At 57.6% G+C, this 26,184-nt stretch carries 12 protein-coding genes; 6 read left to right on the top strand and 6 right to left on the bottom strand.

From position 1 onward, the window contains the following. Window positions 1-118: 118 nt before the first annotated feature. The 4 genes from DM807_RS12390 to DM807_RS12375 all read left to right on the top strand — a co-directional run bounded on the left by DM807_RS12390 (window position 119) and on the right by DM807_RS12375 (window position 4,545). Entirely contained in the window at window positions 119-2,566 is a 2,448-nt protein-coding gene (locus DM807_RS12390) for an acyl-CoA dehydrogenase (RefSeq protein ID WP_179027425.1), read from the top strand. Window positions 2,567-2,645: 79 nt separating this feature from the next. Further along, window positions 2,646-3,056, top strand: coding sequence for a PA2817 family protein (locus DM807_RS12385; RefSeq protein ID WP_012271141.1), 411 nt, complete (start codon window positions 2,646-2,648; stop codon window positions 3,054-3,056). Window positions 3,057-3,274: 218 nt separating this feature from the next. Continuing rightward, complete coding sequence (locus DM807_RS12380; protein ID WP_012271140.1) at window positions 3,275-3,751, top strand: fimbrial protein; 477 nt, start codon at window positions 3,275-3,277, stop codon at window positions 3,749-3,751. A gap of 59 nt (window positions 3,752-3,810) precedes the next feature. Further along, entirely contained in the window at window positions 3,811-4,545 is a 735-nt protein-coding gene (locus tag DM807_RS12375; RefSeq protein WP_012271139.1) for a fimbrial biogenesis chaperone, read from the top strand. A gap of 9 nt (window positions 4,546-4,554) precedes the next feature. Here DM807_RS12375 and DM807_RS12370 read toward each other — a convergent pair whose 3' ends face one another. The 6 genes from DM807_RS12370 to DM807_RS12345 form a co-directional block, all read right to left on the bottom strand. Then, entirely contained in the window at window positions 4,555-6,018 is a 1,464-nt protein-coding gene (locus tag DM807_RS12370; RefSeq protein ID WP_012271138.1) for a hypothetical protein, read from the bottom strand. A gap of 49 nt (window positions 6,019-6,067) precedes the next feature. Beyond that, window positions 6,068-8,269: an autotransporter outer membrane beta-barrel domain-containing protein gene (locus tag DM807_RS12365; protein ID WP_179027424.1), complete on the bottom strand. Its 2,202-nt coding sequence runs from the start codon at window positions 8,267-8,269 to the stop codon at window positions 6,068-6,070. Between the two features lie 147 nt (window positions 8,270-8,416). Then, window positions 8,417-10,444: a hypothetical protein gene (locus tag DM807_RS12360; protein ID WP_179027423.1), complete on the bottom strand. Its 2,028-nt coding sequence runs from the start codon at window positions 10,442-10,444 to the stop codon at window positions 8,417-8,419. A gap of 187 nt (window positions 10,445-10,631) precedes the next feature. Beyond that, window positions 10,632-14,570 carry an RHS repeat domain-containing protein gene (locus tag DM807_RS12355; protein ID WP_179027422.1) on the bottom strand — a complete coding sequence of 1,313 codons (3,939 nt, stop codon included), beginning with the start codon at window positions 14,568-14,570 and terminating at the stop codon, window positions 10,632-10,634. Between the two features lie 27 nt (window positions 14,571-14,597). Then, window positions 14,598-17,585 carry a hypothetical protein gene (locus tag DM807_RS12350; RefSeq protein ID WP_141729026.1) on the bottom strand — a complete coding sequence of 996 codons (2,988 nt, stop codon included), beginning with the start codon at window positions 17,583-17,585 and terminating at the stop codon, window positions 14,598-14,600. 127 nt (window positions 17,586-17,712) lie between these two features. Further along, the gene (locus DM807_RS12345) at window positions 17,713-19,524 is read right to left on the bottom strand and encodes a hypothetical protein (RefSeq protein ID WP_179027421.1); all 1,812 of its coding nucleotides are present in this window, start codon (window positions 19,522-19,524) and stop codon (window positions 17,713-17,715) included. Between the two features lie 252 nt (window positions 19,525-19,776). Between DM807_RS12345 and DM807_RS12340 the strand changes: the two genes are divergently transcribed. Then, window positions 19,777-21,012: a hypothetical protein gene (locus tag DM807_RS12340; protein WP_179027420.1), complete on the top strand. Its 1,236-nt coding sequence runs from the start codon at window positions 19,777-19,779 to the stop codon at window positions 21,010-21,012. Beyond that, on the top strand, window positions 21,009-26,078 hold the full coding sequence (locus DM807_RS12335) for an RHS repeat-associated core domain-containing protein (RefSeq protein ID WP_179027419.1): 5,070 nt from the start codon (window positions 21,009-21,011) through the stop codon (window positions 26,076-26,078). The genes DM807_RS12340 and DM807_RS12335 overlap by 4 nt, the downstream gene beginning before the upstream one ends. Window positions 26,079-26,184: the final 106 nt, after the last annotated feature.

Raw genomic sequence — 26,184 nt, 5'->3', positions numbered from 1 at the left:
GCACATGAACTGAAACTCCCGCTGCCACACCCTGTCACTGTTCAGAACATGCCGTTCACAGCGTTGCGTCTAAGCTGTCTGGGACGGCTCAAGCCCTTGGTTCCAAGGAGGACCGATTATGTTGCTGTTGTGGTTGGTAGTGCTGGTGATCGGCGCGGCATACCTCACGCATCGGCGCCTGGCGCCCTTGCAGATTCTGGGCATCATGGCGGCCTACGTGCTGCTGATGGGCATTTTCAGCAGTGCACCTGGCTGGTTGCTGACCCTGATCTGGGGGGTACTGGCCTTGAAAATCGCCCTGGTTGCGCTCCCGGACTGGCGCCGCAAGGTGTTCACCGGGCCGGTTTTCAACTGGTTCCAGCGTACCTTGCCGCCCATGTCGCAAACCGAGCGCGAAGCGATCGATGCCGGCACGGTGTGGTGGGACGGCGAACTGTTCAGCGGCCGCCCCGACTGGCGTACCTTGCTGGCCTACCCGGCACCGAAACTGACCGACGAAGAACAGGCCTTCATCGACGGCCCCACTGAAGCGCTGTGCGCCATGGTCAGCGACTGGCAGATCGGTCAGGACCTGGACCTGCCACCCGAAGCCTGGGGTCACATCAAGCAGCATGGCTTCTTCGCCCTGATCATCCCCAAGGAATACGGCGGCAAAGGCTTTTCGGCCTACGCTCATTCCCAGGTGGCGATGAAACTGGCCACCCGCAGCGGCGATCTCGCCTCCACGGTGATGGTGCCCAACTCGCTCGGCCCGGCCGAATTGCTGCTGCATTACGGCACCGACGAACAACGCAACCATTACCTGCCACGCCTTGCCCGCGGCGACGAGATCCCCTGCTTTGCCCTGACCGGCCCGCTGGCCGGCTCCGATGCCGGCGCCATGCCCGACACCGGCATCATCTGCAAAGGCCAGTGGAACGGCGAAGAAGTGCTGGGCCTGCGGCTGAACTGGGAAAAGCGCTATATCACCCTGGGCCCGGTCGCGACCTTGCTGGGCCTGGCCTTCAAAGCCTACGACCCGGACCACCTGTTGGGCGACGAGCAGGAGCTGGGCATCAGCCTGGCCTTGATCCCCACCGACACGCCCGGTGTCGAAATCGGCAAGCGCCACCTGCCGCTGGGGGCCGCCTTCATGAACGGCCCCAACAGCGGCAAGGACGTGTTCGTGCCGCTGGACTTCCTGATCGGTGGGCAGGCCATGCTCGGCAAGGGCTGGATGATGCTGATGAACTGCCTGTCGGTAGGCCGTTCGATTTCCCTGCCTGCGGTCGGCACCGGCGCGGCCAAGTACACCAGCCTGGTCACCGGCCAGTACGCCAATATCCGCGAACAGTTCAACGTGCCACTGGCCGCTTTCGAAGGCATCCAGGAATCGCTGGCACGCATTGGCGGCAACGCCTGGCTGATGGACAGCGCCCGCCTGCTGACCGCCAAGGCCGTGGACCTGGGCGAGAAACCCTCGGTGCTGTCGGCAATCCTCAAGTACCACCTCACCGAGCGCGGCCGCGAATGCATCCAGCACGCCATGGACGTGCACGGCGGCAAGGCCATCATCATGGGGCCGAACAACTACCTGGGGCGCAACTGGCAAGGGGCACCGATCTTCATCACGGTCGAAGGCGCCAACATCCTTTCGCGCAACCTGATGATCTTCGGCCAGGGCGCCATCCGCTGCCATCCGTTCGTGCTCAAGGAAATGGCTTTGGTCGGCCGTGAGGACCGTGACCAGGCGCTGCGGGAGTTCGACGAGCTACTGATGAAGCACCTCATGTTCGCCGCCGGCAACGCGGCCAGCACGTTGGTGTTCAACCTGGGGCTAGGGCGCTTCGAGTCGGTACCGGGTGATGCATTGAGCCAAGGGTATTTCCGCGCCCTCAACCGCCAGGCTGCCGCTTTCGCCCTGCTGGCCGACCTGTCGATGATGCTGCTGGGTGGCGCGCTCAAGCGCCGCGAACGCCTGAGTGCGCGCCTGGGCGATGTGCTCAGCTACCTGTACCTGTCCAGCGCCGCGCTCAAGCGCTACCACGACCTGGGCTCACCCGAGCACATGCAGCCACTGCTGCGCTGGGCCATGGAAGAAAGCCTGGGCCAGGCGGAAAAGGCGCTGGACCGGCTGCTCGACAACTTCCCCAACCGATTTGTCGGTTGTGTTCTGCGCGTGCTGGTGTTCCCCTTCGGCCGCCGCCATACCGGGCCGAGCGATGAGCTGGATGCCGAAGTGGCGGCGCTGATCGGCCGCAGCAAGGGCGACCCGGCGCTGGAGGAATTGCTCGCCGGCTGCTTCCGCCCCCAGGCCGAGGGTGACCCGGTGGCAGCATTGCAACGGGCCTGCAACCTACTAGACGAGACTGCGCCACTGCACAAAGTGCTGCATCAGGCGCTTAAGGAGGGCAAGGTACAGCCGGCACCTGGGCAGTCGGCCATCGATGCGGCAGTCCAGAGTGGTGCATTACAGGCTGACGAGGGTCAACGCTTACAGGCGGCGGAGCAGGCACGCCGGGCAGTGATCGATGTGGATGCCTTCGACAAGGCGCAACTGCTTCCGGAGCAGGGCAAGGTGCGATGAAACAGGGGGCCGTTTTGCGGCCCCTTCCCCAACCGGCGTATACTCCGGCCCCGTTTCAACCACCCCGAGGACCGCCCCCATGGCCACCCCCCATCAGGCATACCACCTACAACTTCTGAACCACCTGCGCACCATTCTGGCTGCCCTGGGGGAAGCCGAGCAGGTACCGGAGGAAAGCCACGTCCTGTTCCTCGAGCGCTTTGACGAGTTGTTGACCCTGCTACCGCAGGACCCACTGGAAAGCCAGTACCTGGGCCAGGACCTGATCTGCCAGGTCATCCAACGTTACCCGCAAATCGCTCACCTGGTGCCGCGCGACCTGCTGTGGTTCTTTGCCGGCGATTGCCTGCACTTCATGCCGGATGAAGAACTGGCCTTGTACCAGGCACTGGAAGAACGCCGCTACGAATGCGAACAGCGCGGCGAGGCATTCGACTGGTTCGAACAGAAGCAGCTACTGGCGTCGGCAACAGCTGATACCCGCCACTAAGCTCGCGAAGTACCGCTATGGCGAAGGCGTGTTGAACTACACAAGCGCTTCCCTTTTTTCCCGGGAAGCTCAGCCTTCGCCTACAGACCCCCTGAGTTGCCCTGCGTACTCTGCCGACGCGCTGAGACACATGAGTTTCCAGCGATCAACCAGACAGGGTTCATCCAATGAAAAAAACACTATCCGTGCTTGCACTTAGCCTCTGCAGCAGCGCGGCAATGGCCTCGATCATCAACTTCGAAGGTACTGTCAGCGGGCCTGGCACCTGCCCGATCGAAGTCGTTACCCCTGGCGGCCCAAGCCTGCCGCTGATCCACCTGGGCAACTATAATACGTTCAACTTCACCAAGGTCGGGGAAGAAACCTCTCCGAAACACTTCGCATTGCGCGTCCCGGCAAGCTGCGTGACCGGTACTCAACAGGCCTACGCGACCTACCAGGCAGGCTACGGCGCCGACCAGACCAATCCCAACCTCTATGCCCTCAAAGACGGCCTGGGCTACAGCACCGGCCTGGGCCTGGCCATCAACGACCTTGCAACCCGCCTTGCGCCGGGTACTGAGTCGATGAGCTACGAGGTTAACGACACTACCGACACCGACATGGTGTTCTCGGCGCGCCTTGTCACCACTTCGGCAACAGTGACCGAGGGGCAGATCGACACCAACGTCTCGTTCTCTGTCGATATTCGCTAATTCAAGCCCCCTGGCACTGCCAGGGGGTATTTCGTTTCGCCAATGAAACCGGCCCGACCATGTCTACTACTCTGCTGCGCAAGTACGCGCTCAGCTTCGCCTGTCTGGCGACGCTTTCTTCAACCACCGAAGCGGCCTTGACGATCAGTGCCACGCGCGTTGTCCACCCTGGCGACCAACACAGCAGCTCGATCGTTGTCGCCAACCCAAGCAACATTACCTACGCCACGCAAGCCTGGGTCAACACCGCAGCCGACGACACCAGTACCGCTGTCCCCTTTGCCGTATCCCCGACCTTGTTCAGGCTCGACCCTAAGCGTGAACAACTGGTCAAGATAAACGCACTGCCAAACAACCTGCCCACCGATCGAGAATCGCTGTTCTACTTCAATGTTCAGGAGATCCCCCAGATAGACAGCGGCCAGGACAACGTACTGAAAATCGCCCTGCGCACCCGCATCAAGCTGTTCTATCGGCCCAGCCAGGTGAAGGGTGTGCCCGAGCAGCACCTGGACAGCCTGCAGTGGTCATTGGCAAGCAACAACGGCAAGACCTTCCTGCAGGTCCTTAACCCCACGCCCTATCACTTCACCTTTGGGCGCTTGGAAGTGGGCGCACCGGGCAAAATCGAAAAAATCGATACCGCCTTGATGGCCATGCCTATGCAGACGCAGTCCTTTGAACTGAAGACAACCCAGGCCAGCAAGGGCCTTCAAGTACAGTTCACCACGATCAACGATTATGGCGGCACCACACGCCTGGTAGAAAAACCGCTATCCGTAACGGCCATTTAGCACGACCGCTCAATCGCGCAGGCCCAGGTCAAGCAGCGGGAAGTTTGCTTCTTCTGGCCAGGTCTCGCCCTGATCAAAACTGACAAAAACCCTGACGCTTAACTTGTCGCGCTTAAGCGACATCAAAAAAGGCTTGGTCGCCTTGACCGTATCGTCGAACCCCAAGCCGTTTTGCACCTCCGCCGGGGTCAAGGCATGTTCTTTGAGCACTTCTTGCGTCGATGGCTGCCCCTGGGTGTCCACGCCGCCGACGACCAAGGTGACCCTGTGATCCGCATGAATGTATTTCCAGGCAGCAAGGGTAATGGTCAAGCCATCAGCCGGGACCTGGGACAGGTAGACCGTATCATTCGAGGATGGGTGAACGTCCGGCCTGGGAAGCCCTTGATTCAAGGGCAAGCACAACACTAACCGGGATAATGACGTATGAACGTTACCACCCGTTGTTTCTGTCACCTCAAAATACACAGTCAGCACCTTGCCACTGTGTGGCGCGATCCTGTCCAGCGGGATCTCGTACTCATGGGGGAAGCCCGACGCTTCTGCACTTGTCTGATAGCTGCCCACACGCCCAGGCTCGCCCCAGAAAACCTCGATCGTTTCACCGGGTAACGCCGCCCCTGTTGGCACCTTGACCCGCATGTAAGTCATGCGTGAATTCAGGTCCAAAACAACCTGCTGCTCCTCTCCCACAGCATGGGAAACCTCTGGCCAGCTCAAATCTCTGGGCACCGGCGCCGCATCGACCTGCAACTGGACGACTTTCGGCTCCACTGGCGTGCTTGGGTTACCGGCATAGTCACATAGCAGGTAGTGTGCAAAACGCGCCCCATCCCCTCGATCCAGGATGACATCGCCAGGAATCTCCACTGTGACGGGGAGATCCCCCTGCTCGAGGACTTTTTCGGCGACAAGATTGTTTTCATACAATTGCGTGTCCCAGAACCAGCGAATATGGTCTCCAGGCACAAAGGTCTGATAATCCGGAAGCAGAGCGATAACAGGATCGTGACGATTTAGGTAATCCTCCGTTATGCCATCTCTCATCACCTCATCATCGAACAACAGGGCCCCGCGGTCCGCCCCCAGGCTGGGCCCCGTCAAGTCCAGGGTTATCGTTAGCGGGGCCGAATCCTGTTCAGCCCCGTTGTACGCTTTGACCCTGTAGGTCAAATCGGGCGTAGCGTCATTCTTGAGATCTTGAACGGGAATCTCGACGAAGTAATCATCTGCGGCAATGGGTGCCGTCCATTGCTTGAGCGCACCTACCTGTACGCCGTCCCACATCAGCATAAGTGTCTCTGGCCTCCCAGGGGTTGGGGGCGAACCACTGTCCCAGGGCGTGACATCCACACGTAGGGGGGCTTTGAGCAAATCGAGAGGGATGACGTTCAGCGCGCCACCCACCAGGTTTGCAAGCGAGCCTTCCACCCACGGTGGAGGAAAAAGCGCGTCCGACTTGTTGCTTGGCATCACTCAACCTCCAACGTGAATGGTTTGCTGCTATAAAGGTGCCTGCTGCTTACCAGCTGTAACGCACGCCCAGGTTGGCACCCCAAGGTTGTTCCAGCGCCTTGCCATTGCTGTAGTCGAAATCGGCATGCAGTTGCAGGCGCTCCGTCAGCGATACCGCTACCCCCATGCCTAGCTCCGCGCGCGAGCCTGACAGGTCGTTGTCGAAACGGTGATCGTTGACCTTGACCAGGTTGTTGTTGGCGAATTCGTGCACATAAGCCAGGCGCACATAAGGTTGCAGCCACTGCCCACCCTCAAGCTTCAAGGTACGCCCCGCCGTGGCGCCGGCCTTGCCCAGCACCGAGTGCGTCGTATCACCGTCGGCCTTCAAGCCATTGTCCAGGTGGTAGTCCTTGCCCTGGATACCAACGACCGACAGTTGCCCGAAAGGCTCGACGAAATAGCCATCATTCAGCGCCAGGTGGCGACCGAACTCTACCGACGCCCCCACGCCAACGTTGTCATAATCGCCCTCGGTACGCTGGCCATCACTGAGACTTACCTTGGCCTGGTTGTCGAAGCGGTTCAGCTTGACCACGCTGTCGAGGTAATAGCCGGTCTGGGCATCCAGCCAAGTGGCATACAGCCCCAGGTAATAGCTTTTCACCTCGCCCGAAGCGCCTCGGGTCAGGTTCAGGTCTGAGCTGCTGTAGCCCGCCATAACCCCGGCCAGCCATTGACCATCGCCCCACGGCAACGGCGTATCGGCCCCCAGCGAGAAGCCCTGCTGAACTTGGCTGTAGGGCGTACCGGTCGAGGCCGAAACGTTATATTTGCTGCCATAGCTGCGGGCCCACAGGCCCGCATTGCGCTCGTCAAGCCGCAACTCACCCATGCGGCTGCGCAGGGAAGACAACTCGCCGTACCACACCGTGGGCGCAGTATTGAACAAGGCCATGGCCGCCTCGGTACCTGGGCTTATCGTTTTGGTCGCGCCATCCAGGAACCAGTCATTGCCGCGCTGCACAAGGCTATAGGAGAACGCCCCGAGGTCCACCGGGCCGTTAAGCAGCGAGAACTGCGCATCCCCCGCCGCCGTATGAACCAGATGCAGGCTGTTTTCCTGCGTGGGTTCATTGCCGCTGCTGCCGATCAGCAGACTATGGTTGCCGGTTGCCGTGCCGGTGATGTCCAGGAAGTCGGTTTCGCCTGTACTGAAATCGGCATCCATGATGAACGTGCCACTGCCCGACAAGTTGCCAAGGGTCAGGCGCTGGTACTGCGTGGCTTCACCGAAACGTACCGCCCCCCCCGCCATGGCCAGTTGTGCGACCTCACTGTCCTCGACCATGTTCCAGCGCCCGCCGTCATTCAGTGCCAAGCTCTCGACATTGGTCAGGCGCCCGGTCAGGCTGGCCTGGTTGCCCAAGGTCAGCTTGGCGCTGGAACCGTCCTCCACCAGGACATCACCTACCAGGTTGCTACCCTCCACCAGCATCGTAGCGTTGGAGCCGTTCGCCACTTCCAGCAGGTTGCCATTGCTGCCAACCAGCGTAGTACCGCCGCTGATGGTGATCGCCGCATCGCCGGGCGCCTGGTTTGCGCTACCCACCCGGATGGCAGCGCCATTCTGGCCCTCCACCCGCGAGCCCTGCAGATTGAGCGATGCAGCTTCAGTCGAAAGCGCATCGCCCACCACCCGGATGCCATCCGTGGCACTGGTCAGCTGGCTGTTGGTCGCATCCAGCCGAGCATCGCCAAATAGCAAAGCAGCACCGGCTGCCCCGGTACTCACCAGGGTGCTGTCGGTCAGGGAAAGATGAGAACTCCCGGCCACCCTGGCACCGCCGACCCCGCCTTCGATATGGCTGCCCGTTACCGACACCGTTGAACCCGCCGTCGCACTGCGCAGTACATCGAGGCCAAACAGGTTGCTGGTCAGGCGCGAGCCATTGGCGATGGTTGCCGAAGCACCGCCATTGACCATGACTGCAGCGACACCCGTGGCGGATACCGTGGAGCCCTCAAGCTGTAGACCTCCGCCTGTGCGCACGTCGATCTGCTGAGTGGTAGCCCCCTCGGCTACCAAGCGCCCGCCGTCATTGACCCTGTAGCTGTCAACCGGGGTACTGGCACCAATTTGTTGCTCATCGTCCACCAGCGTCAGGGCACCTGCAGGCCCAGTGAAGAGCACAGCAGAGGCGCCTAGCAAGAGTTGCCCAATGGCTGACGCCAAGGGGGACAGGGTGAAGTTGCGCCTTTTGATCATTGCACTTTAGCCTCATCGATTAACCCGCAAACGGGCAGCAAAAACGTGAGCAAGGCTATTAAGAAATCACCCAGTCGCGAGTAGGAAAAGTCCTGTAATTGATGCGACTTTTCAGCAAACCCAGCCCGCATGCCGGATCGCCAACACTCAAGGACGAACAAGTGGGCATTCGGCGGTAAACGAGTGCATGGATACCACTGCCACGGCAGGCTCGGATGTGATCGTTTTACCATTACGTTCAAATGCATAAATGAAAGTCGCCAGCCCATCATAAGTAACTGCCTGATTGAACTCGTAAATCGGCTTCAGGCCATCGGCATAAGGGATTCGCCAAACGAACCCGGTGGGTGGGTTAGTCGCGTTCAACTGAATAGTTTTTTCAAACTTAGCATTTGGTATATCGAGCCCACCAGGAGAACTTCCCTGGGTCGCCGTCCAGGTCAGTGTCAAGTCTTCACCGTTGGCCAACCATTTGCTCAGGTCAGGGATATTGATACGCACATCAGGGTTAACATCAGTTGGATCCGCAGGGTCAAACAACGAAGTGCAGTTCAGCCACAGGCGCCCTCCGCCTACATAACCACCCAGGATCTCCGCAGCTTCCGGGTGTATGACAATAGCCTCCACCACAATTGGCTGAGGTCCAGAAGCAGCCTTGTTCGGCACACCTGCACGGCTGACTTCATAGTGAGCAAAGCGGTTGCCATTGTCGTGTCGAAGAATGTATGCCCACGGGATGGTCACTTTGATTTCGTTGCCAGGGTCGGCCTGCTCAAGTTGATAATCCGCTTCGATGACATGTTCATCGGTGTAGTAAAACTCAACCAGATCATCTTCCGCGAATGCAGCGTCGATCGTTACTCTCAACTCGGCATCGGCGCCATCATCGTTCTCGGTCAGGTGATTTTTCTGGTTATCATTGCCTCCATATACATCCGGCAGGGCCATTTGCGGATTTACAGGCCCCGGCCACTCCGGATCAGGGTCGGGCACGATCGGGCCAATGCGCTCAAGGTTGACATCGAATGTGTCACTCTCACCGCCCAATGGGTGATCGCCACGCCGCACTTCATACGTTACATCGACCGGTTTGACGCCTGTAGAGCCTTTGCCGTAAATATCCAGGATAACACTGGCAGGAATAGCCTGCTTGACCGGGAACGTACCCACTGCCCGCTCAGCGAAATCATGTGTGCCCCAATGGAGGGTAATCAGATCCGACGATTTGAAATGCTGGAAGGCATCAATCTGCACTTCTATACCTTTAAGCACGGCGTCCTGATCCACCACACCGTTGTTCATGTCTAACACCAGAGGCTTCTGGAAATCCGCCGGGACAGGCAAATTCCCTAGCGCCACCGTAACGCGCGTGGCCCTAGACACGGCACTGCGATTACCGGCCTTGTCCTGAAGAATGTAGGCGATAAGGATGCCACCGTCCCCCTCATCCTCAATAACATTCTGAGGCACCGGTATCGTCAGAGGCACTGTAGTGACAAGCGCGGTGCCGTCTGGTACCAGGTCACCCGGATCAACAGGCACTTGCTTGCGCCAGACCCACCCTACGGTATCTTTAGCATCCCAACCGGGATAAGTGGTGTCACTCGGAAGTGGATAGCCAGGCAATGTGAGCTCAACCGAACCAATATTGGTGTCTAACACGGCAGCAATAGCCGGGAATGGATTGGGCATTTGATTGGGGTAGGGAGCGACACGATCAAAGATCAAGTGTAACGGGGGAAAATCTACAGGATGGGGGTTGTTATAAGGGACGACCCTGATAAAAAAAGTATGACCGCCTTCACCCCATCTTTTTACCTGATCCTTATCCAGAGTAACGTCAAAGGGGAAAACACTGTTTCTATCATACTGACCATTGTGCAGCTCCTCCTCGGCCCCACCGTCTGGCAGATGCAACAGCCACATCTGGTCAAACTCCCCTACATTGGGATCACCTGCTGCACCCCAATCAGTGATGGTCAAATCAATATCGACTGCATCATCTGTCAAGGCCGAGCTCAGCATCGTATTATCGGTGGGGTCTGCTATCAGGGCCGAATCGATCTGAGGTGAGACAGGCGCAAAAACACGCTTACGGCCTGAGGGCTTGCTTTTTTTACCGCTCACCTTTTCTTTAATTTTTACTTTAATTTTCCCTTTCAATTCTACTTTCATATTAGACACTCAACATAAGGGGCTGCGCGGACAGCTACGTGATCATTGAAATCCACATCCTCCCCCCGCACAACTGGCAAATTTGTCAGTTGCCAACATGGCCGTTATATTATCTGCGTACCGGCCAAAACAAAAAAACCCGCGCTAGCGCGGGCTCTCAAGGGGTAGCAAGGCTACAAGCACAGGATCAACTCTGCCCACTCAAACGATCAACACCATCATAGTAATAGTTCGAGGTCCCCCCCGCCTTGACGACTGACCTCAGCCTACCCGTGGCGTCATATTCCATTTCCATGCCCTCACCATCGTCTTCAAGGTTGCCGTCATCGTCATACGTCAACCTCTGCTCGGCTGTATACCCTTCATAGCTATTGGTTATTTTGCTGAGCTGCGCAGGGTCTTCATATTCGAAGAAGTACTCGGCCACATTTTCACCCGGCGCGTCCGTGTCTTTATCTGTCAGTTCGGTGATAACCAGCACAATATTGTCCAGGGCATCAAACTCAAATGCCTGGCCACGGATCACATGCCCTTGCGGGTCGACTGGGGCCAATTCGCCACTGCATTTATAGTCATACAAGCGACCGCGACTCTCGTACGCATAGACCTCGTTCCTGAGCCAGTTTTCTCCGTTCAGCACACCGCCAGCTCCCGAATTAAAGGGCTTGTGCTTTGCGTAGATGTTTTTCAACCGCTCATTGACATCTGCAGACGCGGCAGGTTGAAACACCTTGCCCCGAACACGATCAGCGTACACCTCGGCTTGTCGCCGCTGGTCTTCTCCCGGCTCCCCTGGCCACAAGGTTTTCACCACGATGCGGTCACATTCATCGTACCGCTGGGTCAACGTCTGTATCTCACCCTTCATATCGAAACGGCGAAGCGTCTCACGATCGAAATCGTCATATTCCAACTGAGTAATGAGGAAGTTGTCGCCATCACGCGTTGCGATTTCCGACGTTCTGCCCAGCGTGTCGTACGCGAACATTGCTACCGTCGAGCCCAGCGTGGTCTGCAGCAAACGCCCGGCCGCGTCATACTCATAGTCTTGCACCTGGCCCAGCACATCGGTGTAGCTCAGCATGCGTTCGCGGTAGCTGAATGCATACTGCATTTCAAAGACTTCGTCGCCCTCCTTGCGCCTCTCCAACTTCATCTGCCCGGTACTGAAATACTCCCTTTCCAGGGTTTGCCCATCTTCGGTACAGCTCAACAGCCGGGCGTTTTCCGAATCGTACTGGTAATCAGCCGTGAACCGGCTGGATACTCGCTTTAGCGGCTCTTCACCCAACACGGGGTTATATTCGTAATCGACCCATTGCTTGGAGGGCGTAAACACCCTCTCCGGCCGGTTTTGCCCAGGTTTATAGTACAGACTGCGCTTACGCCCACCCGTATCAGACTTGTATAGCCGCTTGAGGCCATCGAAGGTTTGTGTGCCCAGCTCGATGCCATTGACACCGATGTATGCCGGAAGGTCGCCACTGTCGAAGTCCGCATAGCGGCGGGTTACCACCGACCTGTCGGGGAGGGTCTGCTCCAGCAACCGGCCGAAGGGATCGTAAGTACTCAGCGTGACGGACTGATCGGCCGCCACTTCCCGGGCCACACGCCCCAGGCCATCGTAATGATAGGTATGTTGGCTGTATGCAACGGTATCGTCCCTGGACTTGAAGCGCCTGACCTGGGTGGGTTCATCGAACCGGTTGAACCAAGTTTCGGTCACGCCACTTGCGTCAGCGCGATCTTCTGACTCCCGCCAACTGCGCTTGATAGGCATAAACGCCGAGTTCTGGTTACCCACCGGGTTCGTCTCTTCAACGTGGCGGATAGCATCAGGCCCAATTTGCCACGCCTGCTGGCCCCAGTCATCGTAGCCATAGCGCACCGTCAACGGCAGGTCGACTGGACGGTGAACCCCCTGCTCGGAAACCTCATCCGCCATCCAGTCGTATTCGGTTTCTTCCTCAAGTTGGCCGTAAGCGTTGTAAACAGCCGAATAGCTCTTGCGATACGCCTGGCGTCGCCATACTTCGGCACTATCGGCGTCCATACGCTCCTCTTCGAATACACGGCCCAAACCATCGAGTTTCGATCGGGTCGTTACGCGCTTGACATCGCTCGACGTCTGCACAGCCGGTTCGTCAAGAACCGCCAGCACATAGCTGTAAGTGCGATAGGCCCTGTAAATGGGATCGTTGGGTGCAACGGTCTCACTGATCACACGGGCCAGTCGATCATAGGCATAGGCAATTTCCACATCGTTGTCATCCCGGTTGAACAATGGCTCACCGATCAATGCCGAGTGCTTCAGGACGATAGTTTTCTGAACATCGCGAAGGGTGCCGTCTTCCAGCGCTTGGCCATGATCGAAGCCCGTCACCACTTGAGTGGTCACCAAGGCTGGATGGTGTTCCACGACCTCTGTCGTGTAGGTGTACGACGTGGTCGTATCCTGGTCGCCCATGGTGAAAGTCGTGATGCTTGGCCGCCCATAACTCAACAAGTCCGCTGTGGATTCATGGTAATCGGTAAGCGAATGGCTCAGCGGTACCGGCACCTTGGCGTCACCTTGCAGCTCAAAAAAATGCTGTTCTTTTTCCACGAGCCACTGTTTGGCAATATAGTCGGGCGTGCCGTCGGGCAGCGGAACCGGGTCGAGCGCTTTATAGACGAACTGCGTGCGCGTGGTTGCGGCCTCGCCTACGGATGATGGGTTAATGGTCTGGCTCTTGCGCCAGCGCACAAAGTTCTGCGGGTCTGCCGGGCAACTGCCCAGCTCGCCTGCAGCGGGGTAATATTCGTACAACGTCTCGACGCCCGTGGCGGGCACTTCGCTTATCAGGTTGCCAAACACGTCATAGGTGGTAGCGTGTTCGGCCTTGCCAATCGCCGCATTTCCCTCCACTTGCCAGGTCTGGGTCGAAAGGCTCGCCAGCTGGAAGTTCGCAGGTTGCTTTATGAAGGGCTCCGCCGGATTGCCAGGGTATTGGCTGACCGTGGTATTCACACATTGGCCCTGAACCTGTTTTACCTCGACACTGCGGTGGAAGCGGTCGTAGGTTGACAAGACGGTGCGATCCGCCTGTCCTGGGCAGCGCTCGGTGGTTTTACTCCAATAGGAATAGTTGGCATCCGTCACCTCGTAGAGGTTATCGCGGCCATTGTTGTTCCAGACGATTGAGCTGCCATTGCCCACGAAGTTGGTCGTGGAATAGTCATACTCGGTCACTGTATCGGGTTGGCCAAAACCCGGAACAATGCGGTGGCGCTTGACCCGCGGCAAATATTGCTCAACCCCTGGGAGCTTGTGGCCAGGGTCACCGTCAACACCGTACTCGATATGCTCGACCGCGCCCGTCGGCGTTCGCACCCGGCTCACACAGGTTTGCCCATGCACCTGCTGGTAGGAAAACTCCCAGTACGCCAATTCATCGGTGGGCAACACCACACGTTCCAGCCGCCGCCCGTTGAACTTGAGGGTGTAACTGGCCCTCGCCTCCGGTTGATCCGGGTACAAGGTGATGACCATATCGCCCGAGTACTCAATCAACAACAGGCGAGCTGGCCGCCCCCCACCCACACCTGAATCAAACACTTCACTCAGGCAGGGGGTACCTGGCAATTGCGGATTGTCACGATAGACGAACTCCAAGCAACGCCTTGAATCGGCATAGATTTTTTTCGGCAGCATCAACTTCCTTGTACCGATATTAACGGGCTGCAGCACTTCCGTCAGTGGTGTGTCCTTGTGCTCGACCCGGTACAGCCCATCGCCATCCTTGTGAAAATGGAAAGAGTCCAGCTTTTTCTCGCTAATACTCTCCACGCCGTCCACTGTAAATCGCTCACCGGTATACAGCGAAAGTGCCCCTCCCCCGGCAGGGTAGGCATCCTCGATGAAACTACTTAGATTGATATCCCAACCTTGCCCATATCCAAAGTCCCCCGCCCCCATCGAGCTATAGCTGAGCCTCAATGGAAACTCCACCCCCCCAAGATAGTCACCACGCAACACAGGCAACGCGATACTCAGGCCATACTGGCCTGTACGCGGATCAACACCATTACTGATGAAACTCAAGAAATTGAACGCACCGGAATGCAACGCCGTTTTACCAGACATACCAAGCCTCCTAAATAATCCATTTGATTAGTTGATCGCGTAAGTCAGCTTGTCGCGACTACCCTGCAGACCATTCGCCAAATGGAATGAAACCCTGAGCTTATGCCAATTACCGTTCTGATCCATCAGGCGGAACGACAAGGGCTTTTCCAGTTCGGCTCGCCACTGCCTTTCAATGGGGTTTTCTTTGTCGTAAATAATAGGCAGGTCCGATACCCGGTGCAGAGCAAAACAAACGTCGCCCGCCGCAGCTTTATAGTCATCAAGCAGCTCTGTATCCAAATAGGTATCGAGCTGGGTTTGGTATTGCACCAACGCCTGCAACAAGCCGTCATGTACAAGGTATTTTTCAGGGTCCTCTGGGTTGTCTGTTTCGTTACCGAGCTGGCTGTTCTCACGAACAAATGGGGTGAACGCATAACCGGTAAAACTGCAGTACTTTTCCCTTCGCTGATCAGACTCCCAGCGCATCGTCGACACGGGGCTGTCGTCTTCGAACTTCAGCCTGAGAAACTTCAGTGTCTGGAAGGCATCATCTTTTGCTCCCGCCAGTATCCAATAGTCGGTGGTATCGTCTACCTTGTGAAAGTCTTCATCACCCACGCCTTCCCAGCCTTTCACCGGGACACGCGTGAACGTGTAGGCATCCCTGGAAAAAACAGGCACGGACTCAGCAACCACCGTTACTTTCTGGGTACCGTCGACGTAATCGGTAGAGCGATAGACTGCATTATCGTCACCTTTGAACTGGGCAGCCACTTCCAGCGTGCCAACGGCGGTACTCTGCAGGAAAAACCGCTTGTATCGGGTACTGTCTTCCCCTCGCGCGCTGCCCTGCATAACCTGAGTACGTGATCCCACCCGATTGGCACTATTATTCACGACCCAATTTTTAGGGCCGTCGCCTGGTTCAAGGCCTTCTTCACCGTCAGGTAGGAATTCAAGCACCTTGCCGCCCTCAACGTTGTACAGTTTGAGGCTGGCGAGTTCTTTATCGCTGATCGGTGGCGAAATAACCCCCGGCCTATCAACTTTTGTCTCGATGGTTATTCTTACTTCAATCTGCTGCATACCGTTGGCAAAACATTTGCCAACGCTGAGCAGTTCGACGGCAAACCTGAGAAGGCCATCCCAGCTACTGGCCACGGGTGCGGCGGTTGCGACCGGTCGGTGTTCGATGATTGCGTACCCGTTCCGCGAGTCATTGTAATCGGCCATTACTACGGTAACCGGCAATTGGGCGTTCTCGGGGGGGGTATAGACACCGTTCTGGTCTACATCACCTTCTCCAAACACATGCCACGTCAGGTCGCTGGGCGCATCCGTGACTTTGAATGGCACGGTGGCGTTGGGCTTGTAGCCCGCCACATAGAATGGCTCGACAAAATAGCGCTGGGGCCAGTTCACGATTACCACTGTCGCCTCGGCATAGGCGTTCGTTCGAGTATCCGTGACGCGAATGACCTGGAACAGGATTTCGGGTTTACCTGGTTCGATCATTGCCGGCGTGAAACGGGCCTTGCCATTACCCAGGTCTTCCAACCTGCCCAGGTCCAACTCGTATGCGCTGCTGTGGTCGCGCTTGTCGAGGTTACCGGCCCGTCCCGGTCCTCGTGAAGCGCGTAATGCTTGCGGTGTATCGATCTTATCCCACTTAAGGGTACCGCCATTCACGCTTGAGGCAGACAGTTCGATCGGCACTCCATTGGCGCCGGTGACCATGATTCGAGGGGATATCTGCACCGGCTTGACGTGCTCGACCACCACCGCACTACGTGACTGCTCACTGCCACTGCCATCCAGGTACTGCCCCGTCACCACCGAAACCTGGCTATCGGCGATGAACCGATCTGCATCGCCCGACGAATAAATGCCGGCGGCGCTAATTGTGCCACTGGCAGAAACACTCCTCAGGTTAGCGGTTGCCCACGCCGTGACGGGCGTAACCCCATTGAGCGCGAAGGGCACGCTTCCCTGCGCCACGGTACTTGCCGTGGCTGGGTCTACCCGGTAGGTGTTTTCTGTGGGCGAAATCTGACCAAAGCCGACCACATCGGCTGGCTCGTACTTGTCAGCGTCTTCGTACGTGTAGCGATACGCGTTGGGTATCCGTACCGGCCTGAGTACCTGAGCCAATGGCTCGCCACGCTTGCGATCGTTGATTGGGTCAAGCAACAGCGAGCATGAATGCTCGGCCCCTGTGGCGGCTGTGCCGGGACTTAGATAGGGGAAGTTGTTGCCGGGTTGCGGAAGCGTGCCCTGCAGCAGATGAGAGCGTAACTGCATCATCAACACCACCGCGCCATCGCCTTCGCTAGCGGCCTTGTCCTTGAACAGTTTGTCTGTCTTGGCCCCCCAAGGTGCCCTCTGGGTCAAAACCTTGATGCTCTTGGGCGACATCGACGCGTAATCTTCGCCATCGAACTCGACCAAGGTATAGACCTGGCGAGCGCTAGGTTGGTTGAGCCAATGGTCGTAAACCGCTTTGCCTATCTGTTTCGATGCATAGTCGGTGGTACCCAGGTCACATTGCAGCGTATCGGTCCGAGCATCTGAAAGCGCCAGCACCAATTGGGTATACTGCCCGCTCACGCTTTGCTGCAGTTTCAGCTCTATGTGCGCGCTGACCGCATAGCGCATGGCCTCATTCACACTGTGAGCCCGCAACAGTACAGGCGGGCTGCCCGGCAAATAAGCATGCTGAATGTAATCGCCCGAGAGCAGGGTCATTCGCACGGTCGTGACGGCCGACAGCAAGTTGGCCTCTTCGAAATACAGCTGTGGCGGGCCAAATACCAGGTTGCGAAACTCGCCACGCAACTGGCCGCCCTCGTCCAGGTCAAACGCCATGCTCATGGGTTCGATGAACGTTTGATTGGTATAGCTTTGTAGCCACTGGTCCGACAATAACTGGTTGATCTGATCTCGCCCCACTTGGGCAATAGCAGACCAACCCGCCATGACCGTGCCGCCAGCCAGCTGCTGGAGTATCTGTTCTTTAGTAAGGTTTGTCACGACCAATCCCTCGCTTCATCGAGCCTGTTCAGCCCTGCAAATAAATTCAAGCGGCCCGCTTTAAGTGGCCGTTCCTTCACTGTTTCAACACGGCAAATAACCGAGCGCATCCCGACAACGCTCACCTTCATACCTTGAGCGTCAGGTCTAGTTTCGGAAAGTCCGTCCATTGGACGCCATCGAAACTGACACTGGCCCAAACCAAAAATTTTTGGTCCGGCTGTAGCTTGCTCAACAGCTCATGAGTCAGTAAATCGTCTACACCCTCTTTCACCTGCAACTCGGTAACCGGCACCTGATCGCGCAACACTTCCGTTACCGGTACCGACCCAGCCCCTATACCACTAAGGTGAATGCTCAGTAGCTGGTCTTTCTTGATAAATAACCAGGGTTCCAACTTCAGCCTGCCACCCGCGGGCACCAACACCAGCTCTTCATCGGCGTTTGCATCCGGGCAATCAATACGTTCATACCGTGTTTCATCCACCGGCAACACCAGCAACTTCACCGCTTTACTATCCCAATGAAGCCCTGTATTCGTTTCCACTATCCGATAAAAAACTTCGAACCGCTTGGACGGCGTGACACCCATATTGGCCGGGACAAACTCGGCAGGCACGTTGAATACCAACGGGCCTTCCGCATCTGGGTATTGAATGATTGTTCGGCCACCGTTCGGGTCGCCTTGCCAGTGCACTTCAACGTGTTCATCCGGGCGCAGATCGGCTTCGCTGGGGATGAGGACGTAGGCCCCATTTCTCCTGATATCCCAGGCATTGATATTATATTCATCTGCCGCACCGGCATTTGTGCTGTCCCTGACAGTAGGCATGGGAGGCACTGCGCGAGGCGCCGTCACGTCCAGTGGCACTGCGTGTGACGTCAACGAGGCGCCTTCACGCGCGTACTGGTAAAAAACCTGTACTGCCCCCAGGCTGGCAAGTAACAGTGCCGGTTCGATCAGCAGGGAAAATCGCCCGGCGACCAGGCTGCTTTCATCCAGACGAATAACTTGCACGCTGGCTTCGCCCGACGGCAACACCCAGGCCAGCAGCAAATAGTCACCTACGGCAGGCTGCGGATAACCGTCGATGATAATCGGTAAACCGTCTGGGTAGTTGCCAGGATCAATTTCGCTACCACCACCATTGCCCACCTCAGGTGCGGGCAATAATGTACCCGTGTCCACTGCGTCGCTGATCAAGAACGTTTGCGTACGCGAGGGTGTAAGTTCGCGACCGTCCTTGAGTTTAACGGTATAACTCATTTCAAGACGCCCATCCACATCGACTGCATTCAGGTCCGATTTGGGTATCAACCATTCCAGCGGCTCACCGTTGAACTTCTGTTCCGGGCGCAATGACTTTTCCAGCTTTGGCAACTCCAACCCCGTACTTCTGAAGCGTCGAACTGTCAATGTAACCTGATCACCATACTGAATGGCCTGGTAAGCAGCCGTCACCACGTGGGCATGCTGCTGCAACTCATCCTTATTGATCTTCAAACCGTGCGATTGCAGTACCTGCACCACCGGCAATCTACCGGGGCCACGCACACCCACATAACAAAACTGCCGCATGGACTCTGGCGCTGTCACATCATTAACTTGGTACGACAGGAACGCATAACCGCCACTGGCATTCGTCACGGTCCGATTGTCTATCTGTAAAACTACATTATCCGGGTCTTGTACCAGGGTGACCTCCCTGACCAAGTCAAATGGGACACCCTCCCGATCCACCCCTAACCAATTGGAGTAAACAAGGTCTCCGTGACTCAGCCCTGCCCCTCGAATAACGGCGCTGAGGCTGTCGCTACCCAAGCGGTCCAGGTCCACTTCAAGGCTCTGCGTCAACCCTTCAATGACCGGCTTGGGATGGATGAAAGTTGCGCCCCCCCCCACGCTGTCGATCGCGCGGTTTTCCGCTTTTGAAATCATTGTTCTTACTCCATATCAGGCTTACCGGAACCAAGTTTTACGCCTGCAACCGGTGCTCGACCACTGGCAAAAATACTAGGCCCAAGCCCGTGCCCGGCGGCACTGCACGTCTTGGCTGGGCCTGCGCCCTACCTGTTATTTATGCCAGGTGCCAACCGAATCCAGCTGTTTTAGCCTGAGCGTTACCGGGCCATCCCTGCGAGGAGTGGCCTGCTAATCAGCAGCTTGATCAATAAACAACGGAGTTCGACCATGATAAATACAACACGGGGAAGCCGTACCCACCGCGCCCCATCCCCGCCTCTTCTCTTGACGTTAACGTTCATTTTTTGTGGCTTAATTACCCCCTATGCCAGCGCAGGTACAATTACCCTGATTTCAGCGCCAACCGGAGACTTTGGGGAACGCCGTTGCACCGTGGATATCCCCCCAGCCGGTGCAGGAAAAACATTAAAACTCTCCGTGGCGGAGCGCGGGGGGATAGGCGTGGGTAATTGCTATGACATCAAGCCCAGCGATATCGTGATGCACGATATTCCCTCCTCCGCAGAAATCCTGCTGACCGATGATTGGTTGTGCGACACGAAATTAGACGATACGTTTTACACAGAGGACGACCCCGAAGATAACAAAAGCTTCGTTATCCGACTAGAGACGACGCGCAATCCCTCGCAACTCCCTGAAATTGGCATTGACCGCCTGGCAGAGTTCGAGGTAGGCAAATACATTGACTACACCAACGATGCCGGCGAAAAACCTGTCGGTTTCAAACTGGCCGCCAAAACCCACAATGACGCAGGAAGAATCACTAGGAAACTGAGTTGCCTGCAAATAAACATTTCCGAAGACTCCAACACACCAACACTCACGCCTGTGCCCTTGGGCGAAAAGACGACCACCACGATAGAAAAAGAACACGACCACGAGTTTGATTGCGCAAGCGACGAAGTCATGGTCGGCCGTGCGCACAGTGGCGATGAACACGGTGATCATAAAGATGACTGGACGAAATACACCTGCCAGACCGTGAAAGGCGATGGGAAGGTGAAGATTGTGATTAAACAGGATTATACCGCCGCCAGGATCTCTGAATGTGGCAGGCGCAAACCTGAAAGCACGAGCGAAAAACAGCCCGACAAAAGCTGTACAGAAGCCGTTACTTACAACAAAGATAAGGTCGACCCCATTTACTTCACGTGCCCGACGGACAGCGTGATGGTCGGGCGCGGCCATAAAGGCGATGAAACTGGGTACACCACCTACCGCTGCGCCACGCTTTACAAAGACACGGAAGCTGTCGAAAACAAAATGATCGTCGTACCCGGTGATTGGGAGAAGGAAGTCAAGGAGTCAAATTCCGATTTCACCTGTGGCCTTGGCAAAGTCATGATCGGCCGCGCGCACAAGTCCGACGAAAATGGCCCTACCAAATACCGCTGCGGCCAGCTGTTCTACCCAACCAACCCGACAACGCAGGTGACCCCATGAGCAGCATGGCCGCGCACTCCAATGCCAATAACTTCGCCGTCGAAAAGCGTGTCGACCCACGTACCGGCCAATATGGGCTGAGCATCGCGATGCGTGAACTGGTTGCCGACAGCGGCGCCGGTGCCAGTTTCTCGCTAAACCTGGCCTACAACTCAATGGCCGCGGGCGATGTCGGGTATGGCGAAGGATGGGATTTGAACCTTTCCCGCTTTGTCGAGCATGCCTACCCTGAAGGCGGTGGCGCCCTGTCGCTGTTTACCGGCGAACAGTTCACCGTGGACGGCATCGAGAGCATCAGCGAGAAAAAACTCGATACCTTCCACTTCCACAAGGATGGCGAAGGGCGCTTCCGCGTCGTGCACCGTAGCGGCGTGGTCGAAATACTCGAAGAGATGGGCGCGGGCGCACAGCGTGCGGCCTTGCCGACACGCATCTACGCACCGTCCGGGCACTGGCTCGAACTCACCTACGCAAGCAACTCGGTTACCCCGGGTTGGTTTTGCTTGACGCACGTACACAGCGGGCATCCCGATGGCGCAGGTAAAGGCCGCCTGTTGCTGCAGGTCGCCTACGGCGGCACGACTGAGTTCACCCTGTACCCTGGCGCCGCTGATGTGCAAGCCAGCCAGGTACTGAAGTTCAAGGGGCGACAACTGCAGAATGTGGTACTGCCCGACCAGACTCAGTGGCAATTCGACTACCAGACCGTGCATGGGCAGACCTGCGTGACCAAAGTGGTCTCGCCCACAGGCGCTGTAGAGCACATCGAATACGGCATCGACGGGGATCCTGGCCATGCATTGCCGGGCGTCGACAAGAAGCTGCCACGGGTCAAACGCCATCGCGTTCAGCCAGGGCAAGGCCAGCCGGAAATGCGCACGGACTATGACTACTCCACTGAAAACTTCATGGGTAATGGCAGCACCATTACCTGGCGCAACAGCGGGCGCGACAATTTGTACGACGTTGTCGACCCAGGCTACAGCTATTGGTGCAAGACCACCCAGCGTTGCCCGGGCCAGGCTGACCGCACCGTCACCACCCACTACGACCGCTTCCACCGCAGCACCCAGGAAACCCGCGCTCAGGGCAAACAGGTCACCCGAACCCAAATCGTCTATCACGGCGAGTTGGGCGACCCCTTCAGCAAACAGCCGCCCATTTACCTGATGGCGAATACGGTAACGACCTCTTGGGAAATGGAGGACGATGCCAACAAAAAGCGCTTTGAAACCATCACCACCGAATACGATCGAGAGGGTAACCTCACCAAGGAAATTCAGCAGGATGGCGGGTACACCGTGCTGGAGTACTACGACGCCAACGGCGAACCTGGCAAATGCCCCGCTGATCCGAACGGCTTCAAGAAGCATGTAAAAAGCCAGACGGTCTACCCGAGCACGCTTGCCAACGTGGTAGAAGGCGCCACCGTGCTACGCACCGATTTTACCTATTGTGCGCTGGGGACCCTGCAGGGTCGCATCGACCTGCCCGAACACGGCGAAATCGCCTCGACATGGCTGGCCATCGAACAGGAAGTGCTGACGGACGCCGCCAACCCGCAGGCCCTGCGCGCCCTTAGCACGGTCAAACGGACCTACCTCAGCAGCCCCAGCAATGCTCACTACCACGGCCGCATGAGCAAACGTGAAACTACACTGCATGCCGAGCATGATGGGACGAAGCTGGGTAAAGTGCTGGCCGACACCACCACAACGCTTGAGTGGAAGTTCAGCCTCTCCTCGCACAAGGCGCTGGGCGATGTCCTGCAGACCACCCAGACGACCATCGGGCATAACCTGAGCCAGAAGGTTTCTAAACAGAGCCAGCATCCGCTGACAGGCCAGGTGCTGGAAAACCTCGACATTCACGACACGGTCACGCGCTTCAGCTATGACACAAGCAATCGGCTGACCAGCGAAACCTCCGCACCGGACGATGACGAAAAGCGCGCCACTGTCCGCTATCGCTATGCCGTGTCGGCTGAGCAGAACCTTCAGGAAACCGAAGACAACCTGGGCGTAATCAGCCGCGTGTTGTTCGACGGCCTCAACCGCATCATCAAGGAAGAGCGGGTATGCGAGGCGGTGGCCTCGAAGGCCAGGCAACAACAGACGTATCAGGTTTATTCCGCCGCTTACAACGCCTTCGGCCAGCTGGAAAACGAAACCACCTACGACCAACTGCCCGACCGCGAACTGGCCTTGACCAGCCAGCATCGATACGACAACTGGGGTAACCGTTGCGCTACCGTGCGCCCGGACGGGGTGACCGTGTTCACCGACCGCTCCCCGTTCGGCGCCGAGGGGGATATCGTCACCACCTGGGAGGAGTACCCGGACCAACCCGGTGTGCGAAATAGCCAGAGCACCACCTCCTTCAATCGCTTCGACAAACCAGAACAGGTGCAAACGCTGGATGAGCACGGTGCCTCGGCATCGACACGCGCCTACAGCTATGACGGCTTTGGCCGCAGCGTCGCAGAAACCTATACCTTCGGCGTGCCGGCAAGCGGCAAGCACACCGCACGTGCCGAACACAAACGCACCACCGGTTACAGGTACGACATCTGGGGGCGCATGCAGCGCACCGATCGCGCGGACGGCTCGGCGTTGAGCCGGGAGTTTGCCCACCACAGCACCGATGAACTGGCGACCACCCTGCTGCTGCACCCGCAACGCAACGATGAAGGGCGTTCGGTGTGTGGACGCGAGTTCGACGATATCGACCGCCTGGTCAAAGTGACCGTTGGCCCCCACCAGGAAACGCGCGAGTACAGCGGCTCACAGTTGCTGCCAGAGAAGCGAATCATGGGCTCTGGCCGCACGTTCAACTACGAGTACGACCTGGCGGTCGGCACCGCGCCAACACGTATCACAGCGGGGAAAAACCAGAAGCCTTCCAGCTTCAAGTACAGCATGGCCTCCGCAGCCATTACCGAAGCGCAGAACGAGCAAGGTACACGCAGCTACAGCTACACCGACCAGGGTTACCTGCTGAGTGAAAGCTGGGCAGACAAACAATCGGGCGATGTCTACACGCGCGACTTCGTCTATTCGTTGCAAGGGCGCATACTGACGTGCAGCGACAGCGACAACAGCCGAAAAGCATACGAATACGATGAACTTGGCAGGCTGCACTCGATCACCCAAGGCACGCTGCAAGCGGTATTCACTTACAACAGTGCAGGCCTGTTGCATACCACGCTGACCACCAACAACGCCGAGGCCGCCAACCCGCAGAAACTGCTGTGCACCCTGGCCTATGACCACCGCGGCCGGGAAACGTCGCGCACCCTCAAGCTGAGCCGGCTTGACACCACCCTCGATGAGCGCGCGCTCGAACAAGTGTGGCGCGACGACAACATGCTGCACAGCCGCACGCTGATCAAAGCCGGTACGGCGGTGCTGACGGAGCGCTTTGATTACGATGACCGTGACCGCTTGTACAACCACAGGTGTGAAGGCAGCGCGCTGCCTACCAACAGCAAGGGCCGTGCAATCACCAACCAGGCGTTTGAGTTCGACGCGTACGACAATATCTACTTTTGCCTCAGCGAGTTCGCGGATGGCGAAGTCGACGAAGCGTTCTACGAATACTTCGAAGATTCACCGTTCCAGCTGAAAAGCGTAAGCCATACGCTGACAGCCGATTACCCCGCTTTGGTGAAGTTCAGCGAGGACGATTACGACGCCGATGGCAACATGCTCAAGGACGAGCAGGGCAACCGCCTGGTGTACGACGAGGATACCGGCCAACTGGCCAGCGCTGCGGCACCGGGCGGCACGGCCCTGGCCAACTTCCGCTATGACGGCCACGGGCAACTGCTGGGCGTGCGCCACGGTGCGCAGGCCGAGGAGCAACGGCGTTACGAGGGCTATCGGGTCAGCAGCACCTTGCGCGATGGCTTGCTCACCGAGTACCTGTTTGCAGGCGACTCCCCGCTGGGGCTGCAACAGTCGGGCAAAAGCAACGAGACACGCCTGTACATGGCCAGCAACAACAACAGCGTCATCGGCGAATGCGCGGCCAATGATGAGGTGCATGAAGCCAACTACAGCGCCTATGGGGAGGTGCAGGAAGGCAAGCTGCTGGGCCTGCTGGGCTTCAATGCCGAAGCGCGCGAGCAGGCACTGGGCTGGTACCTGCTGGGGCGCGGCTACCGTGCCTACAACCCCAGCCTGATGCGCTTCCATAGCCCGGATAACCTGGACCCTGAACTGGCGGGCATCAACCCGTACGTGTACTGCCTGGGCAACCCGGTCATGTGGCAGGACCCTACCGGGCATTACAGCCGCGGCTGGGGCTCGAACGATGACCCGGTGAAAGAGAAGCAGAAGCGCGGGGCTGAGTTCTGGCTGAACATTGGCGTTTTGGTAATGAACATAGGCTTGACCATTGGCTTTGCCGTGATGAGCGCAGGTGCCGCCACCCCGCTCGTCATTGGCGTACTGGCGGTAGGTATCACCGCAACGCTTGCATCGGCGGCTACACAGGTTGCCGCGGAGTTTGTGAAAGACCCGGAAAAGAAAAAGAAATTGGGCATCGCGTCTATGTCACTGTCCATCATCGGCACGATGACGTTGACGGCAGGGATGGTCAAGGCAGGGTTCGACAAACGTGCTGCGGCCAGGAGGCAAAGCGTTGCCGAAGTGGGGGATGCTGGGGGTGCCGGCGACGGGGGCCTACGGCGTAACAGCACAAGGAGCAACGGGGCCCAAACAGATGACATTTCACCAGTAGAGGACAATTTGCCAGCGGACATAAATCAGCCGTCTGCGCGCTCATCGAGCGCGGATCGTAATCCACCTCCAGCTCCAGCTTTGCCACAACGTGCCGCACCTGAACCAACCCCTGACTACGGCAGATCACCACGTGGCTCATTGATCACGGTTAAGATGGAGCAAACGGACATCATGGGTGTTCCCTTGGCTCCAATTAGTAGCTCCAGACTTCTCGCGGTCACCGGGACTAGGGTGAAATCAGCCATTCCAGGAGGGGCACGTACTAACTCCTTCGCTACTCCAGAAGCTGCCCAGGCGTTTGCTAACACGCTTCAAAAATAACTAGCGCCAACAGGTTCGGCGCTGCAGATATCATCTGCAGCGCCGTTCTTCTTACGGGTTTTTGTGTTTCACCATCCTGACCCAAAAACACATCGACTTATCCCCC

It is taken from the genome of Pseudomonas hunanensis (assembly GCF_013393325.1).
GTDB classification, from domain to species: domain Bacteria; phylum Pseudomonadota; class Gammaproteobacteria; order Pseudomonadales; family Pseudomonadaceae; genus Aquipseudomonas; species Aquipseudomonas putida_P.
Note: the sequence above shows the minus strand (reverse complement) of the source record. Positions and strands in the feature narration are given on the sequence as shown.

What these genes read in the sequence shown, in the direction of transcription:
- DM807_RS12390 (WP_179027425.1), top strand. Translation starts at nt 119, where the DNA reads ATGTTGCTGTTGTGGTTGGTAGTGCTGGTGATCGGCGCGGCATACCTC.
- DM807_RS12385 (WP_012271141.1), top strand. Translation starts at nt 2,646, where the DNA reads ATGGCCACCCCCCATCAGGCATACCACCTACAACTTCTGAACCACCTG.
- DM807_RS12380 (WP_012271140.1), top strand. Translation starts at nt 3,275, where the DNA reads ATGGCCTCGATCATCAACTTCGAAGGTACTGTCAGCGGGCCTGGCACC.
- DM807_RS12375 (WP_012271139.1), top strand. Translation starts at nt 3,811, where the DNA reads ATGTCTACTACTCTGCTGCGCAAGTACGCGCTCAGCTTCGCCTGTCTG.
- DM807_RS12370 (WP_012271138.1), bottom strand. Translation starts at nt 6,018, where the DNA reads ATGCCAAGCAACAAGTCGGACGCGCTTTTTCCTCCACCGTGGGTGGAA.
- DM807_RS12365 (WP_179027424.1), bottom strand. Translation starts at nt 8,269, where the DNA reads ATGATCAAAAGGCGCAACTTCACCCTGTCCCCCTTGGCGTCAGCCATT.
- DM807_RS12360 (WP_179027423.1), bottom strand. Translation starts at nt 10,444, where the DNA reads ATGAAAGTAGAATTGAAAGGGAAAATTAAAGTAAAAATTAAAGAAAAG.
- DM807_RS12355 (WP_179027422.1), bottom strand. Translation starts at nt 14,570, where the DNA reads ATGTCTGGTAAAACGGCGTTGCATTCCGGTGCGTTCAATTTCTTGAGT.
- DM807_RS12345 (WP_179027421.1), bottom strand. Translation starts at nt 19,524, where the DNA reads ATGATTTCAAAAGCGGAAAACCGCGCGATCGACAGCGTGGGGGGGGGC.
- DM807_RS12340 (WP_179027420.1), top strand. Translation starts at nt 19,777, where the DNA reads ATGATAAATACAACACGGGGAAGCCGTACCCACCGCGCCCCATCCCCG.
- DM807_RS12335 (WP_179027419.1), top strand. Translation starts at nt 21,009, where the DNA reads ATGAGCAGCATGGCCGCGCACTCCAATGCCAATAACTTCGCCGTCGAA.